At 37.2% G+C, this 16,448-nt stretch carries 18 protein-coding genes; all 18 read right to left on the reverse strand.

Translation table 11 applies throughout. The features are described 5' to 3' along the window. Window positions 1-36: 36 nt before the first annotated feature. Window positions 37-2,886, reverse strand: coding sequence for a hypothetical protein (locus NSS82_RS32400; protein WP_341109929.1), 2,850 nt, complete (start codon window positions 2,884-2,886; stop codon window positions 37-39). Between the two features lie 22 nt (window positions 2,887-2,908). Beyond that, the gene (locus NSS82_RS32405; RefSeq protein ID WP_076138960.1) at window positions 2,909-3,499 is read right to left on the reverse strand and encodes a hypothetical protein; all 591 of its coding nucleotides are present in this window, start codon (window positions 3,497-3,499) and stop codon (window positions 2,909-2,911) included. A 133-nt stretch (window positions 3,500-3,632) separates the two neighbouring features. Beyond that, window positions 3,633-4,745: a WxL protein peptidoglycan domain-containing protein gene (locus NSS82_RS32410; RefSeq protein ID WP_076138959.1), complete on the reverse strand. Its 1,113-nt coding sequence runs from the start codon at window positions 4,743-4,745 to the stop codon at window positions 3,633-3,635. Window positions 4,746-4,767: 22 nt separating this feature from the next. Continuing rightward, the gene (locus NSS82_RS32415; RefSeq protein ID WP_340953129.1) at window positions 4,768-5,448 is read right to left on the reverse strand and encodes a hypothetical protein; all 681 of its coding nucleotides are present in this window, start codon (window positions 5,446-5,448) and stop codon (window positions 4,768-4,770) included. A 31-nt stretch (window positions 5,449-5,479) separates the two neighbouring features. Continuing rightward, window positions 5,480-5,662 (reverse strand): hypothetical protein, encoded by a 183-nt coding sequence (locus NSS82_RS32420; RefSeq protein ID WP_340953126.1) that lies wholly within the window; start codon window positions 5,660-5,662, stop codon window positions 5,480-5,482. Between the two features lie 37 nt (window positions 5,663-5,699). Beyond that, a complete protein-coding gene (locus NSS82_RS32770; RefSeq protein WP_143761311.1) occupies window positions 5,700-6,113 on the reverse strand; it encodes a prepilin peptidase in 414 nt (137 codons plus the stop codon). Between the two features lie 55 nt (window positions 6,114-6,168). After that, complete coding sequence (locus NSS82_RS32425; RefSeq protein ID WP_076273378.1) at window positions 6,169-8,541, reverse strand: CARDB domain-containing protein; 2,373 nt, start codon at window positions 8,539-8,541, stop codon at window positions 6,169-6,171. Window positions 8,542-8,638: 97 nt separating this feature from the next. Further along, window positions 8,639-9,493, reverse strand: coding sequence for a copper amine oxidase N-terminal domain-containing protein (locus NSS82_RS32430; protein ID WP_076273379.1), 855 nt, complete (start codon window positions 9,491-9,493; stop codon window positions 8,639-8,641). Beyond that, a complete protein-coding gene (locus NSS82_RS32435; RefSeq protein ID WP_341109930.1) occupies window positions 9,480-9,806 on the reverse strand; it encodes a hypothetical protein in 327 nt (108 codons plus the stop codon). The genes NSS82_RS32430 and NSS82_RS32435 overlap by 14 nt, the downstream gene beginning before the upstream one ends. A gap of 103 nt (window positions 9,807-9,909) precedes the next feature. Continuing rightward, window positions 9,910-10,590, reverse strand: a complete 681-nt coding sequence (locus NSS82_RS32440; RefSeq protein WP_076273381.1) for an RcpC/CpaB family pilus assembly protein — start codon at window positions 10,588-10,590, stop codon at window positions 9,910-9,912. 40 nt (window positions 10,591-10,630) lie between these two features. Beyond that, window positions 10,631-11,050: a hypothetical protein gene (locus tag NSS82_RS32445; protein WP_076273382.1), complete on the reverse strand. Its 420-nt coding sequence runs from the start codon at window positions 11,048-11,050 to the stop codon at window positions 10,631-10,633. 4 nt (window positions 11,051-11,054) lie between these two features. After that, window positions 11,055-11,498, reverse strand: coding sequence for a DUF4320 family protein (locus tag NSS82_RS32450; protein WP_340953117.1), 444 nt, complete (start codon window positions 11,496-11,498; stop codon window positions 11,055-11,057). Further along, entirely contained in the window at window positions 11,485-11,712 is a 228-nt protein-coding gene (locus tag NSS82_RS32455) for a hypothetical protein (protein WP_340953115.1), read from the reverse strand. Before NSS82_RS32455 ends, NSS82_RS32450 begins: the two co-directional genes overlap by 14 nt. A 28-nt stretch (window positions 11,713-11,740) precedes the next feature. Continuing rightward, on the reverse strand, window positions 11,741-12,598 hold the full coding sequence (locus NSS82_RS32460) for a type II secretion system F family protein (protein ID WP_341109931.1): 858 nt from the start codon (window positions 12,596-12,598) through the stop codon (window positions 11,741-11,743). A 67-nt stretch (window positions 12,599-12,665) separates the two neighbouring features. Then, window positions 12,666-13,544, reverse strand: a complete 879-nt coding sequence (locus NSS82_RS32465) for a type II secretion system F family protein (protein ID WP_340953109.1) — start codon at window positions 13,542-13,544, stop codon at window positions 12,666-12,668. Beyond that, entirely contained in the window at window positions 13,541-15,628 is a 2,088-nt protein-coding gene (locus NSS82_RS32470) for a CpaF family protein (protein ID WP_340953108.1), read from the reverse strand. Before NSS82_RS32470 ends, NSS82_RS32465 begins: the two co-directional genes overlap by 4 nt. A 45-nt stretch (window positions 15,629-15,673) precedes the next feature. Next, window positions 15,674-15,931 carry a 3-isopropylmalate dehydratase gene (locus tag NSS82_RS32475; protein ID WP_340953105.1) on the reverse strand — a complete coding sequence of 86 codons (258 nt, stop codon included), beginning with the start codon at window positions 15,929-15,931 and terminating at the stop codon, window positions 15,674-15,676. 56 nt (window positions 15,932-15,987) lie between these two features. Next, on the reverse strand, window positions 15,988-16,383 hold the full coding sequence (locus NSS82_RS32480; protein WP_076138944.1) for a hypothetical protein: 396 nt from the start codon (window positions 16,381-16,383) through the stop codon (window positions 15,988-15,990). Window positions 16,384-16,448: the final 65 nt, after the last annotated feature.

The raw sequence follows: 16,448 nt of genomic DNA on the forward strand, positions 1-16,448 counted from the left end.
AAATCACTAACCCCAAAAAAATCTAGGTCTATTTAGTTAAATTCCTGATGCAAGGGTGAAAGTAAACTGTGACCGGTATGTCCCTACTCGCAACCCCGTTTTTGCTCCAACTTGATAATTACTTCCACTTCCAGTTGAAACCACCTCAACTTTATCTGGAACTCTCAACATATAGGACATTGGAATTTGATATTGTCCCATTCCTTGGAACTCCTCTGCTTTTGCTAATACTACTGGTTCAGCATTGAACACATAAGTACCGTTTAAGCTCAAATTAGTATCTTGACCTGCCATTACTTTGGAATTAGAAACATCTACACTTAAAGAATTTGAAGGCATTTTAACTACCAAGTTATTCTCGCCCAAGCTATTGTCGATTACTGGATCAGAAATGAAATCTGTTACCTTTAATGAGTAATTCCAGCCGGCTCCTGTCCCCCGTGAATCTTCAATAATTGAATTTGTCACACTATTAAGAACCTGATATTGATTTGTAGTACTAATGGTTACTGTGTCCAGCAGTAATCCATTAAATTGAGAGGAAAATCCTCCTGAAAGAACATTAAATGTTACATCTTCAGAACCAATTGGATTCCCCCAACTTGGGTCCAGCGTTGGTGCTGGTGTCACTGTTGGCGTTGGTGTCACTGTTGGCGTTGGTGTCACTGTTGGTGCTGGTGTCGCTGTTGGCGTTGGTGTCGCTGTTGGTGCTGGTGTCGCTGTTGGCGTTGGTGTCGCTGTTGGCGTTGGTGTCGCTGTTGGCGTTGGTGTCGCTGTTGGCGTTGGTGTCGCTGTTGGCGTTGGTGTCACTGTTGGCGTTGGCGTTGGTGTTGGTGTTGGCGTTGGTGTAGCTACAGGAACAGAAGTTACGGTTTCGGTAGCTTCCCCCAATACAGCATCTGTAGTTTTATTCTTAATTGTCGCCTTTACTACGTGATTCCCTTCAGAAATTTTTACAGGTGCAGTGTAAAGTGACTCCACCCCATCAATAGATACGAAGACTTTTGTGGTACTTGTGGGAGTAGACCCTATATCTATAGTTACAATATCATCGCTAATTAATATCTTTGGATATCCTGTTGGGATAACTATAGGAGCATTTGTAAAAGTTGTCGTGAGTATTGTACTGTAGGTCGATCCATCGCCTGCTCTGGCTTTAAATGTTATAGAACCCGACTGTGTAATTACAATAGGTGCAGTATATGGAGTCCATGTCGTTCCATTATCCAGTGAATATTCCTTAACTGAACTTGTACCATAATCCACTGTTAGTGTGTTTCTATTATAACTATCTAGAGTTTGTGAAGTTATGGTAGGCTGTTCAGGTGTAGTGGGAACATATCCCTCTGGTGCTATATTTGTCAATCCAGGTATCTTCGAACCTACACCCGTTGTAGGGCTAAGACTGTATACATTACCTGCTTTAGTTATACCTAATAAAACAGAGTCGCCTGTTCCAGCTCTTGGCTCAATAAAACCAGCAAATGCCTCTCCAGCTACACCAGTTGTCTTGAATGTAGTACCCTTCCAGTAAACTAGGTCATTACCTGCCCCTCTAGAGGGCACTAGTGCATAAAAAGCTCCCATTCCCATTGTTTTAAAAGTAGCGCCTTGTAGACCAGCGTAACCAATATCTGCGACATCTGTTAGCTCATCATTAGGACCGTAAACTCTCTTAGGTGAAGGATATGCGCTACCTGAAAACCCCGCATAACCGCTATTATTCTCACCATACACAAAAGTAGTGCCGTCTTCTTTTAGGATAAGATTTAAGCTTGTGAAGTTCGTAGATGTTGTTTTCTTAACTCCCGTAGTCATAAGCTCTTTAGAAGAGAAGTTAATTCCTCCTGTGGTGTCTGGATACCACTTAGCCATACTAGATTGACCCCATCTATAGAGATTTGATCCCTCTAATGAGGTATACAACTCAAAATAACCTACTTGAAGCGAAACATGCGTTTTCAGTACCCCATTAGGATCTTCATTGAAGGGTACTAACGCTTTAGTAGTAGAATTCGCACCATCTACTCCACCATCAGGGCTATAAAAACTAGTGTATGTGTATGTCTGACCGTTTATAATAAAATATCTTCTTGACTTGTCGTAATGATTATATGAAAAATTATAACTACCATCTGTCTCTTTTTTGAGAGATCCATCCGAAGTTAGCATTACATTATTCACAAACTTTAAGTCAAATGATCCATTCGTAAAGGCAGGTATTCCAGTTTGGGGCATAGATACTCCAAGATTTGCATTCAAGCCCAGGACATTATAACCAACAAAGAATACTTGTGTGTCTTTTACGAAGAAAACACCCATATCAGAATATACCAATATCTTTTTAACTCCAGTGAGATCAGTACTATCTAATCCATTCTTAACAAAACCAGGTGTAGTTCTATCTGCAACACTTCCTGTACCTAACTGACCTTTTATCCCTTCGCCCCATGCGTGTACTTTTCCATCAGTTGTCAGGGCGAAATAACTGGGAGCTACAACACCACTCATATTAAGCTTGTAAGAAACTAAAGATGTATACGTTAAAGAACTAATTTTTGTATTTGTGCTACTGTTCCAAATGTAGCCGTCTCTATCCCTGTAATATCCAGGTACACGATCTAGAATATTAGCATCATAAGGATACTCCAATGTGTTATTGTGGAAATAAGCTTTTGACTCATCTGAAAACGTAACTCTAAAATACACATCATTATCCAGGGCATAGGTAGTAGTTACATCAACTACAGATTTGAAAGACGCCCCCTGTGCCTTAGGTGCCATTCCAGAAAAGGTTAATGCCGGAACTAATAACATCAGAACTAAGAAAAATATAAATCCACTCTTAGTCTTCTTATACGCAGTGTGAGTCCGTTGTTTCCTCATTGTTTTCCTCCAGTATTCGAATTTATATTCCTGCTGTTGCAGTGTAACTAAATGTTGAGGTATAGGTACCTTGTAGCAAACCTACCTGTTGACCGTTACTACCCATAATCAGCTTAGGAACATTCAAGGTGTAATTAACTAAAAATTGATGAGTTCCCGCCCCTTCAGAGGGAATCACAGCTACAATACGACTGTCTGCTGAGGAGAGCACCTGTTGATTTGCTAACTCTCCCTTGGCTCCTTGGAAATCAATTGGTGTCCCGACAATAGCACTTTTGTACAAGGTTGAGAACGATACAGCCGATGCAGGAATAACAAATTCAACTGCCTTTCCACCTACCATTTTTGTCAGTTTAAAATCGGAAGCTCTGAGTACAACACCCCAACCAGCTGCAGTACCACGCGCATCTAGTACATACAAATTACTGTTAGCAGCTGAACTCTGGTTCTGCTTCAAATCAAGCGTTACATCCGTAAAGGTTGGTTTCGTTTGAGTTATTTGAAGCCCCGCACCAGTTACCACAACTTCTGATTCACCTGTATCTGCGGCATAAGCAGACATTGGAACTGCTAAGGCTACCAGCATTAAAATACTTAATAATACTTTTTTCATGATTCTCCTCCTCGAAAATTTATCTTTGTTATAAATCAGCTTACACTGCGAACATCACCACCTCCTTTCAAGACAATAAAACAACAAAAAACGAACCCTAAAAAATATAGAGTCCGTTCTTAATAATTCCTTCTTAGTTTTCTAATTGCTTATCTACGGGTTTAATAGCCTCCGGATCAGACTCTTTCTCTTCTTCCTTTTCCTTTTTCCGTTTCCAAAGCAGTAACAACAACCAAAAAAACAAAAAGAAAAAGATAACAATAATTATGATTACTAAAATAACTACCCAAAGATGAAGCTCTAACCAATCCCAAAATGTTTGAGTTACTTCTATTTTTCCGTTTTGTATTAAAGCCTCTTTAGATACGTTGGATTGCTCAGGACTAATAGAAAACGAAAAAGTACGACTTATTGTTTTTCCGGAAAAAGTCGCTTCATAATACGCCTCGTATGTGTCTGGTAACAAAAGAGTCTCATTCACGATATAAACCATATCTGCTGTTGTCCCACCATAGATTGACTCTGCAGCGTAATCCTGTTTATAGATTATTTGACCTTTACTATCATTTATACGAATTTTACCTTTAGGTTTTTCAAGTATAGTTCCTGAATTACTGAGCTCTACCGTCAGCCTGGAATATCCCGAACTAACATAATCATGTTTAAAACTATCAATGCTCATATTATGCTTCGCCTGATCTGCTTTGTATTCCAGAACCATCTGCACGCCACTTCGGTTAACCACATCAATGGCTAATGATGCTTGCTGCCCTTGAATGTTAGGATTTTGTTCTGCTGCCTTGATCAGCTCTTCAGCAGCAATAACGCCGACATACTGACCTGGAGTAATATCCGCTGGTACAGTCAATTTATAAGTAAAACTGCGTTCTTCTTTAGGCTTCAGAGTGAATTCATTCACTCCTTGCGGCTCCATCCATTTTCCCACGAGCTTAAGTTCTTGATCCTTTTCCGAAAAGCTCCTCCCCCCATTCTGAGCTGGTAGAGCATCTGCTGGATACATTTTAATCTTTACAGGATTGTCTTTTGCATTTCGAATGAAAAAAGTATATTCCCGAGTGTCACCAGGCTTGATCTGGTCTTTATAGTAACCTCGACCTTCTTCCACTTCTTTAGTTGGTGAAAGTACGAATGAGCTTTCTGCGTTTGCCATCCCCACCAAAAATACACACCAGATCATCAAAACGGATGAAATGATTTTGAAATAACCGGTCCTTATTTTCTTCATTTTTTCTTTCCTCTCTAACTTCTTAAATTCCTGAAACCAATGTGCAAGTCATTGTTGATGAATAACTTCCGGTTAACATGCCTATTCTTCCCTCAGGTATTGACATCCCCTGGGCGTTCTTAATATCAAGTAAAGCCGGTACGCTGATATTTAGATTAATAGCAGCCTTAAATGTACCTCTACCAGATCCCTCTGAAGCCTGAAGAACAGTCTGCGAGTCCGAGAAAAATCCAGAACCTAAGAATATCCCCTCTGGATTCCCCTCACTAGCCTCTAAATCAGTAACCGTGAAAGCAACATAACTTGACGGGAAACTTGCGGTTACGTGACGATTATCCGAGTAAGATCTAGTCACAATAAAATCCTGCATTGATATATCGTATTGCCACCCACTTTCTGATGAATTCCCAATCTCCACGGTAAGAGTTTTCGAAAGTGTTACTCCAGACATATCAATACTGGGAGAATCTATTGAAGGAACAACCTTCAGTAATTGAGAAGAGTACACTTCAGTTATTACAGTATCTTTCTCAACTTTATAAACATCATCTAGGACACTCATCTCCACATTCATCTGTTCATCTGAACTCACATGATTTTCTTCTACATTATCGGCAAGCACCTCTGTTATTGAACCGATATTAAGAAATCCTCCAACAGTCAGAAAAAAGATAATAAATATGTATATCCAAGTTTTTTTCATTTCAACAACACCTTTCATCCAACATAATGTGTCAGATTTTCATTTCAATGAGACGTTTCACAGAGAGTGAAATGGGCATATCAAGATTTGTTTGAAAATATTGACTAGCCTCACGTAATGCCAATGAATAAGCTTCTTCAACATTCACATTGGAAGCACGGATATTTCTCACGGCAAGTTCAACGATTTTTGAATTAATAATACTATTCTCCATGTTCATTCTTCCTTTCAAAAATAGGTCTAGTTCTAAATCAATAAAGTAAAATAACGCTACAAAAAACCCCAAACGTCAAGAATGGAGCTAATGGGATTGACTTAACATTTACTCTATCTTTTAAGAGTCGGAAGATAAGATATAGCATCGCAGAGATGCTCATCCCCATTATCACAAAGAGTGTGTTTTCCAAACCAAGAACCAGTCCAATCAATGCAATTAGCTTAATATCGCCAGCACCAATCGCGTTTGAGTTAACAAAAAAAAGAATTGTGAATATTAAAGCTGGTATGAGCCCGAAATAAAACTGGATATCAAACATTCTGATTACGAAGATCAATATAAGCAAAGGATGAATGATTTTGTTTGGAATTCTTCTTGTCCTGATATCCGTATAGCTAAATATCATACAGATTAAAATTAGAGCAATAAGCAGCAGTATAATATTCACCTCCAAATCAAAATAACAATAGCCATATCCGAGGATATGGCTACTGTTAACAGAATTAATTACTCTTTAAATTTTGAACATCATCATACATTGAACCCCATATTTCAACCTTCTTTTCAAAACATACTTTCAATCCAGTCATACCTGATTCAGATGAGTATACTTTTATTGTGTAGGATCCATTAGGTGAGTTAACAGCAGTGAAAAATTTCCTATCATTATATACTTTCCCTGAATCCGATTTTACGCTTTGTATTGGCAGCTCCCAAGTTGCTGTATTGTTATTACCCGAGGTTTTTTCCATTTTAATAGTTTTAACCAAAGTACCTCTCGTATCATAAACCATCGCATACATTGCGTCCGGACCTTTAAAGCTTCCACCTATCGGTTCTGCAGTATTATTCAACCCCGTTGGTACTTTTGTTTCCCAATCATTGCTATAGTCAGTATTCACCTTAACCTCAAAACCGTATCCTGCCCGAGTAATCCTATTAGGATCTTTAGAAGATTTATTTGCATAAGGTATGATTTCCCATGATCCTCTACTTTCCCGATCAGATTCTTTAGGTTTCTTGAGGTCCGTTGCAATCCCTTGCTTTGTAGTAACTGTTGAGGTTACTTTCAACTCTTCTTGATACGAGACACTTCTGTTTTCCCAAATGGGATCACTATAGTCAGTGTAACTATATGAACTATAGTACTCTTTCCCATTAATATCTTTCCAGGTGTAATAACTAGTCTTAGTGTGATATCCCGTTATAAGACTATATGTTACTTTCCAATCCCCTTCTAGCTTAGGTGAACAATTTCCGTCACTCGATCCAGAACGCCCATTTATTGTGCATCCAGTAGATGCAATATTGTTTGAACGGTCCTTATCTTCAACCTCATTTAGTGGATCTACATGAACTGTGATATTGTGTACTCCCTCACCACCAGACCAAGTAAACCCGCCGACAGTAGCCGTTTGATTAGCCAATAGATCTTTTCTTAGCTCATGAATTTGGTTTCCATTATCATAGAAACGAATACGCACATTAGATTTACCATTATCACCGATATTTTTAACTTTAGCAGAAATTATAGATGAATCTCCAACTACTAACGTTGAAGGGGCTGCCGTCACTGATTGGGCAACCAAGTCAGTTAATGGTTCAGCCACTTCGATTAACCATTCACCACTAATTTCATTGTTAAGATATGCTGCAGCTGGTGACTCCAGCGCACGATTCTGATGATTTGGATTGTTGATCGTTGCTTTCGCTTTAATATAATATTTACCAGGCTTTTTCCCAACATCGATTTTACCTAGAAAAAAGGATAATGTTGTACCATTGGTTATAGTTTGAGGCAGCGCCGTCTGGTTACTGTACATAGTGAACTCACCAGTCACTGCACCACCGATTTTCATTTCTGCAGTATTAGGGATTCCAGCTACGTTAACTGAATCAGAAGTGATAAAATCTTCTCCATCATAACGAACTTTAGCCCATAACTGACCACCTTCTGTAAGCGTTAATTCAGTTGGTTTATAGTCCATAGGTGTATTGTCAGCCAGTGTCAAACTCTTAATAGCGGTTCTGCCATAACCATCCTCTACAATAATATCAACGTCTTTCCCTAGAACTTTAACAATCTTCTTAGCTTCGAAATTGAGAGTTTTACTTAAGGTATCTTCAGTAGTATTTATCAATTTCCCATCTGTTAAGGAGACAACGTTACTTAGATCCGGAAAAGCTCCTTTAGGCGCTGCAACTACACGAATATTACGTTCACTATAACCTGAAGCAGTAAAACTTATTGTCAAATTATTACCCTGGACAACGTTCAATTCAGGCCAAGGTGAAACACTGTAATAAGCGGTTCTCTCAGTTTCAGATGTTTTTTCAGTTTTCACAAATTTTATTCCCAATCGCTGTACTATTCCCGATGTACGAATGAGAGGGTAATAGTTTTCCAATTTATAAAAAAAGGGATGCCCTTCTTTAAAAATCGCATCATCAGCACTTAACATGAAATTATCACGATAATACTTTAGTTGTTTAGTACTTACAGTTAGATTATTGGAATTAATTGCATCAAATAATGTACCAAAGCTTGATGCACTTTTATACACCAAACCAAACCCATTCTCTTTATCAAAATCTTCCCCTGGACTATTCTTCACATTGAAAACATCATAATTATTAATAATGCTTGATTTATTATTTGGAAAATTAAAAACACTTTTCCAGCCCGTTAACTTCCACACGTTCCCGTTAACATCTTTATCAATGGCTGGAATATAACCATTAAGCGCAGTCCCTTCATAGTCATAGTTCCAGAGAGGCACATATTTTTTCACCATTGGATCAGCTGACGCAGCGCTAGACACTGCACCGAATATAACAAAGAAACATGAGATAATTAGCATTATTTTCCTTTTCAAACGTAACCCTCCTCTTTTCTCTTAGCAAAAAGACCCCTCATTTTTAAAGGGGTCTTTTTGCTAAGATTATGATTTTTATTCGACTCATAAAAGCAGATTACTTTAAAGATTGGGCTGCTTTAATTACTTCAGACAAAAGGCTCTCATTATCTCCATTTTTAACTACTGCATCTTTCTTATGTTCGGAAAAATCCCTTACAAGGTTTGAATCTTGAACATCAAAAATAACTGAAAAGTTTTCCCAAAATGCATTTGTAGGATCTACCATCGAGAAAGCAACAAATCCCTTTCCTTGTCCAACAGCAAAAGTATATTTATTCCCTGGTGTTAGCAAACTACCACCGCCAGGATTATAATATGTTCCCTTCACATCTTTCGGAAGCGTAAAAGTAACCACGCCGTTTGTAAGGCTTATATTATCCACAAACAAAACTTTTCCAAGGTCTTTGTTTTCTTGATTCCAACCGAAATCCTTATTAGGCTGCTGTGATCCATTATCAACTGGTTTCTTTGTATCAGTTGTAATACTCACAATTCTTTGTTTCTGATCCCATCCGACTTGAGCTCCTAAAGCCTCTGACACAAATCGCAGTGGAACAAAGACACGGGATTGTTGTAAACGTGCCGGAACATCAAGTTTTTTTATAACAGTATCCACCACTACAGAAGTACTGTTTACCTTCATTGTAATCTTTTTATCACCTTGTTGAACTGTAACTACTCTTTCTTTGCTATATCCCACATTTGCGCCCAATGCTTCAGACACAAATCGAATAGGAATCATCACCCTATCACCTTCTGTATAGGGTTTTGCATCTGGAAATGTGACGTTTTTATTATTCACCTTTACCGTGACTCCCTGAACTTGGGCAGCAGAAACACCAGCAATACCAACAATATTAAAGAGCATGAGGAGAGAAATTATCAACTTCATACTTTTATTCGTTTTCATTTTTATCACCCTTTCCCTTATTTTCATACGGTACTACTTCATAAAGATTTTTCAATAATTTATTAATTGAAGTTGTTGCTTCATTAAATATTTGTTGACTTTGCTGCACCTTTTCTTTCCATTCAGTACCACCAAAATCATTCACTTTCGCACCTAAAAGCTTTATTGCTGTTCGTATCGCTTCTGAGCTATCTACGTTGTTTATTTCACAGTAATTTTGTAGTATCTTAGCTGATTCATCATCCAGCCTCAATCCTGTTCGTTTGACCTTTGGATTCTCTGCTGGAGGTCGCCCTCTGTTCCTTTTTTTCACTTGGTTTAAAGGCGTTTCTTTCTCCCTCATCATATCACCTTATTTTATGTCATACCTAATTATAATTTTTGTCTGACATAAAGTAAAGATAATTTTCAGACTATTAAGATTTTATACCTACCGGAAGTAAGTACACCTTTCCACTCTCCTGGTATTCCATGATAGCAGCGGCTTGCTCAACGGTCACTTCAAGCACAACTACTACTGGAATGAGACTATTACCTGATGCTGCATCAGGTGCTGTTCCTTCTGAATTCAGGCGCTTTAAGACCTTAATATTAGTTAACTTTGGATCTACAACTTTTTTGCTAAGATTTGTAGCCTCATCCCTTACATAAGCGATAACATTGACATAGACACCAGGTTTAGCATCGTCCCCTGCAGATCGGACTAAATCAGTGGCTATCCCGATTTCAGTCATTCCCTCTTTAAGACCAATACTACTGCCAACTTCTGAATTCAAGGATGTCGTATTATAAGTTGTCCTAACCGGTTCGTTATTTCTAATACCATACTCCCCTGCATAAAGATCACCGAATTTGAGATCTTCAGCATCAAGAACCGCATCTGTTGGAATTTCACTCAGAACTATTTCGCGATATTGCAACTTGTCTTTTGTTATTTCGGTAAATGGTGCAATGTCCTGTTTGGCTACAACAACCCTTTGCGTTTCTACCTGTTGAGATATATTTCTATTTTGAACGGTGTTAACTCCGATTAATATTACAAGCCCAATAACAATAAATGAAAGAGCCCGTGTATATTTGTTCCAAAATCGTTTCAAAAGATTACGCCTCCTCGTTAATGTGTTCCTTTTTTCTCTGTTATATATAAATACTCTCATACGCTATTCTTCGACTTAATGAAAGAGGATAACTTATTTCTTTTATTGAGTATGAAATCCTTGTTTTGAACTCAACCTGAATCCAAGGGATTCCATCTGAATCATAAGAGATCTTTAAATCTAACTGACTTCCGCTCATGTATGCATTCTCCATCAATGGATCAAGGTTCATATAGCGAATAAATTCACGCTTCACTGCACTCCTCAACATATCTTCATCAAGTGTTACCGTACCTTGTTGAGCATCCGTTACAATTCCTGACTCAATTATCCCAGCATCAATTGAATGCTCGAAAGCCCGTCCTGACTTAGCGTATAGATAGCTAACTGAATATGTGTCAAAGGAGAAAATGAAAAAGAATGTCCCTATTAGAATAGCCCCCCATAATTTCATCCACATTTAGTTACCCTCCTTCTCTGATCAGCTTATGGGCAAGACCTGTAACCTTAACGTTAATGGGCAAGCTAAAGGTTAATCCTAAAATTTTGGCAGCATAAATATCTACTGTCCTAGATGCCTTTATCTCTAATACGTCCCCTCTCTGTACAGTCTGTGAAGTAGCTTGGAAAGTTACCTTCGAAGGATCCATACCAGCCCTTACCAATAAATCATTAAATTGTTGTCTAGTTTGTGCGTTAGCGCCATTTTGCACTTTCATTACTTGCAAAACTTCATTAGCAGCACTGTTAATAATGCCTTTGGCCTCTGTGTACTGCCATATTGACAATCCGAACATGACAAAAAAAGTAACTATTAGAGAATAAAAAAGGATAGAGACATGACTGTCCCCATCCTCTCTTTTTATCAAATTCTTCATTTCTCTTCTCATAAAATCAGCTAATTTCATTGACTTTGCTGGAAATTTTACCGAAAATCAACGGAATCAGTGTATCTTTAAACATTACAAAAACAACAACAATCAATATAATAGTTACTAATGTAACTACAACCCAATTCACGCCATCGCCTTTATCTCCATTGATAAGGGACATACTTTTAGAATAAAGTTTTGCACCTACATTTTTAAAATTATTTTTAGCTTTTCCGATGATACTAGACATATAATATCTCCTCCATATTTTAATTTTTTTAAAGTGCAGCTAGACCTGCAAAAAGTTTAAATGCCATCAAACCCATAAAAATCATGTCATGAAAGATTAGAATCCCATAGAATAAATTCATTTTTTCGGGATTTCCTTTGGTGAGCTCTATCAGTGAAAGTCTACGTAAATCCCTTAAATCATTTTTTATTGAGTTTAAATCATCTTCCCCTTCGTGGAATCCTTTCTCCAAAATAACATTGACTACAGATACAAAATCGTACATTACTGGAAGATCAATATCTTCTGCAAAGATCTTCAGTGCGTCTTTCATTAACATCCTGTCGCTATTAGCGATTAAACGCTTGAGCATTTGCCCAAGAAGTTCGCTACCTTGATTACTGGCTGCTTCGAATATACCTTTTAAGGGCTTACCGACCTCTAGCGCATTTATCATTTTGCTAATGAGATTTGGAAGATCCCTAATCAATAAATTCTGCCTTTTTTTGTGCTGTTTTGAAATATCATTAATATCGTTCCAAATTAAAAGCCCCACTGAAAGTGGGACTAGTGTATAAAGTATTGGCATATGCGTCACTACTGGTAACAACACCATTATTGGAACAAACAGTAATGATTTTAATATCGTTTTGGAAATGAAATATGGGTAGCTATCCTTTTTATTCAGAGTCATATATTTTGCCCTTGTAGCTTCTCCAAATATTTGATCTAACCATTTCCATTTTTCAATCCGGTCCGAAAAAAGAACAAGAAAAGAATTTTGTTCCATTCTCCGGATTTCTTTCTCGTCCATATTAAGAAAAACAGCCATTTTTGTTATTTTTTTTTGCCTATCAAATCCAGGCAAGATAATAGACAGCACTGGTAGAGACATGATTAGTATCACAATTGAAAACAAAAATGAAAGATTCGTTTTTTTTCACCTCCTTTAATTAATTTATAAATAATGTTCATTACAAGTTGTCTAAATTTAATCTTAAATACTTATCCCTGCCCAAATATGCGAAAAAAGTAGTCAACAATAAGGTTCCAACCAATATTTTGCCTGGTGTAGTCAATAAGGTTAATGACGAACCAATACTCTCCATATTTTTTTCAAGATAAGCGAATAAAAAAATTATTGCCCATCCTGCAGGAAAAATAACGAAAAACTTATTTCGTTTAGTCCTGTTCTCAACATCAATAGTTTGGAGCAAGGCGATGTCACTCTTAATATCATCATTTGACTCCTTAATACTTTTAATGGACTTCGTATGGAACCCATCAATATTCCCCATTATTATCTTTTCACATAGATCATCGAACTTCCGAAACTGAACTTTAGCACTCATTTGTTTTAGAGCAGTTCGTGGATCTACCCCAAGTAAAAGAGAATTATACAGATTTTCAAAAAGTGGTTTAGTGACACCAGACATTACTGGCAAAGACATTTCCAAAGACTTTTGAAGAGATTTGCAATCCCTCATCATGGATACTAAAAGTCTTACATTTGTGGGCAGATTAAAAAGCATAGCCTTTCTTCTAGAATATTTTAATTTTGAAAAGACTAATCGCGGCACAAAAAAACCGATAACTGTTCCGACTACTGCGAACATTAGGTTATCGGTTATAAACGCGATTGAAATTCCTACCACCATTGAAATTATCATAAGAATAATATAGTGCTTTAGCTGAAACTTTAAGCCTAGATCAGTGGCTTGATCCTTTACACTATCAAAACCAAAAGCATTTCGTAGCCGGTTACTCCTCACTTCACTTTTTTTCTTAGGTAATAAGCTGGATATACCATAAGTTATAACAATAACTGCAAATGCAATAAGTGCAAAACTCATATACCCTCCACCTCACACCAGCGATGATATTCTTTTTCATCAGGTTCTTCTGATTGAATTTTTTCCAAAAAGCTTGTTGATTTAATCTTATTTTTAAACTCTAAAACCTGAGTCATGGGGTTATACTTGAAAATTGTATTTAAAACAGGCTCCTCTGTTCCTTTGTAACTAATCAGTTCACTTATTTCCATCAAAACTCTCACACCAGTTTTCTTCGATCTTTTCTGAAATAATATAAGATCCAAGGAACCAGCCACTTGCGCTGCAGCTGCATTAGTATTCCCGTTAAGTTGCAATAACCGTACAGCTGCTTCTGCTGCGCTATTGGCATGAATGGTTGTCCAAATAACATGACCTGTATTCATGGCAATTAAAGCTTCAGAAGCCGCCTCTTCATCTCTTATTTCGCCAATAGCCAACACAGAAGGCTTTAACCGAAGAGTAGCCTTAACTAATTTTCCAATACCATAACTTTTGTCTTTATCTTCAATATTTTTAACTAACAAAGATGGTAAATTGGGATAATCTTTATATTGCAATTTGCTTGCATACATCAACTCCTCAGAGTCCTCAATTGAAATGATTCTAGTAATCTTTGGAACATATTGAGGGAACATAAGCAATTTAGCAGTTTTACCACTGTTTGTTCCACCAGCAACCAGAGTATTCGCCCCCATTTTTATGGCGAATTGAAGAAACTCGGTTCCTTCCAGGCTTATATTTCCATAGTTTATACATTCTTCGTCTGTGTATACGTTAGGAGGAAATTTTCTTATTGAAATAAGAGAGTGACCACCACTCACCCCTGAGTAATGTTTATTATCTGCAACAGCACAAATTCTAAAGCCTCGATAGTTAGCATCAATAATTGGTTCATTACTCGACAATGGCTTTCCTATCGGCATCAGCATTTTGTCAATGGTCTGTATTAAATGCTCCGTACCCTGAAATTTTATATGCTCCATATGGACATCTTTACCATTAATTTCTGCAATGACCTGATCAGGACCGTTGATTTCGATTGAACTAATGGTAGGATCATCTAAAATTTCCTGGATTACACCAAGCTCTGTAATTTCTTTTTGCACCATTTCAATAACATCAGTGATTGGCATCGTAAAAACAAAATCCGTGATACTTCTCACCATATCAGCAATCAAATATTTAATTTTTTGTCTTTTATCTTCGTTTGTCAGTGAACTCACATAATCATCTAAATGCCCCTCAGCGAGTTGTCCTCTTATTCTTTCAGTAATAGATGTTATGTTCTTCATTTCCAAGTCCGAAAGTTCTGTCTTTGCTTCTCTTAAATGATATTTAAGAGTTAAATGATCCATTGGATCAATCAGCCCAATATTTTCATTTCCTGTTTTGAGGCTATTTCGCGGACTCCATTGAATTACATTAGGCTCAATTTCCGAAATTTTTTTGGCTAGTTCGCTGTGTTTGGTATAAATTGCGATATTATTAGATTGCAAATGATTAGTGGCAGAAAATAAAATCAGCCTTTCTTTCTCTATACCAAACACTTCATTACTTTTTTTAGAAAAAGTATAATTATTCACGAATTCAATTTCACTCAAACTATAGAAAACAATGATATCTGCAACTTTCATTCCATACAAAGTTGCTGGATGAATCATTGTTCCTTGACTAACGAAAAAAATATAATCATACATACTGGAAAGTTTATTCTTTAAATAAAGCGGTAATTCGATCAATGAACTGTTGCTGTTAATTCTTCTAGTAACAGGATTTTCAGGGTTAGATCGTGGATTCATCAATATATAATCACTGCTATCATTCTTCGTGTAAATATATTCACTCATTTCAGCTGGTGCATTGCGGTCATAGTCCAAGAGTAACTGATCCATGGACTTTTCCTTATCAATCTTGACCGCTTCTTCTCCTAGCGCATAAGCTATGCGTGGAATACCAAGACATGGAAATTCAACAATGATACTTTTTTTATTTTTTGGAAGTTGTCCAATTGTCTTTTGCAAATATCCGATAGTATCACCACCACCAGGATTTGCAATCATCAGTGTTCTACTATCCGTTTTAATTTCCGACATATCTTTCATTTTTCCTTTCTATAATCCTATTTTATATAGCTTACTTCAGTAGCCTTATATCATATCCTGTAACCAAACGATATCTTCAAATCCTGTAAACCCTCCAGCATCTAAAATCTCTTTGAGAGCATTTTGACCACCTATCGGATTATACGGGCAATTTGGGCTATGACAAAAAGCCAGATACCCCAATTTAGGATGTTTAAATGCGTATCCGCGCGGCATAATATAACCGCCACTCACCTTAAATTTTTGTGTTCCCAACTTTACGATCTCCAAAGCATCATTAATTAATTTGGTAGCCTCTAGCAATTTTATTTCCTCCTTCTCTCGCCTTTAACATCATTAAAACAAAAGGAACAGCACTATTAACTGTGCTGTTCCTTTTGTTTTAATATCGTCCACATTTCTTTAACTCTTTCTATTGATTGAATTCCACCTTCCCAAAAAATAGATGAATCTAATTTGAATAACTCTTCTTCAAATTCTTTTTCAGCTACTTCGTAATCACTATCGATCATAACTACTCGCTCTGGATTTATATTTTCATCTGAAACAACGGCACATGCCTCTTCAAGATTCATTCTCTGACTCAGCAGTTTCAGTTTTAGTAGCGCAATCATATCTTCATCAGTCAATTTTCTTCGTTTCTCTTTACGCCCGAATTGATACCCAGCATTCTCTAAACTGTAAACCCAGCGCCTCGCAGAGCTTTCAGCAAGTTCTAAAACTTCTGCCGCCTCTTTAAAAGACCAGATTCCCATGTTACCCCCCTCTTTAAACAAAAAAAGCGCCTACTATCGGCACCTTCACGCTTAATATGATTTTC

The sequence above is a fragment of the Paenibacillus sp. FSL H7-0735 genome (assembly GCF_038008505.1).
GTDB lineage: Bacteria > Bacillota > Bacilli > Paenibacillales > Paenibacillaceae > Paenibacillus_AQ > Paenibacillus_AQ odorifer.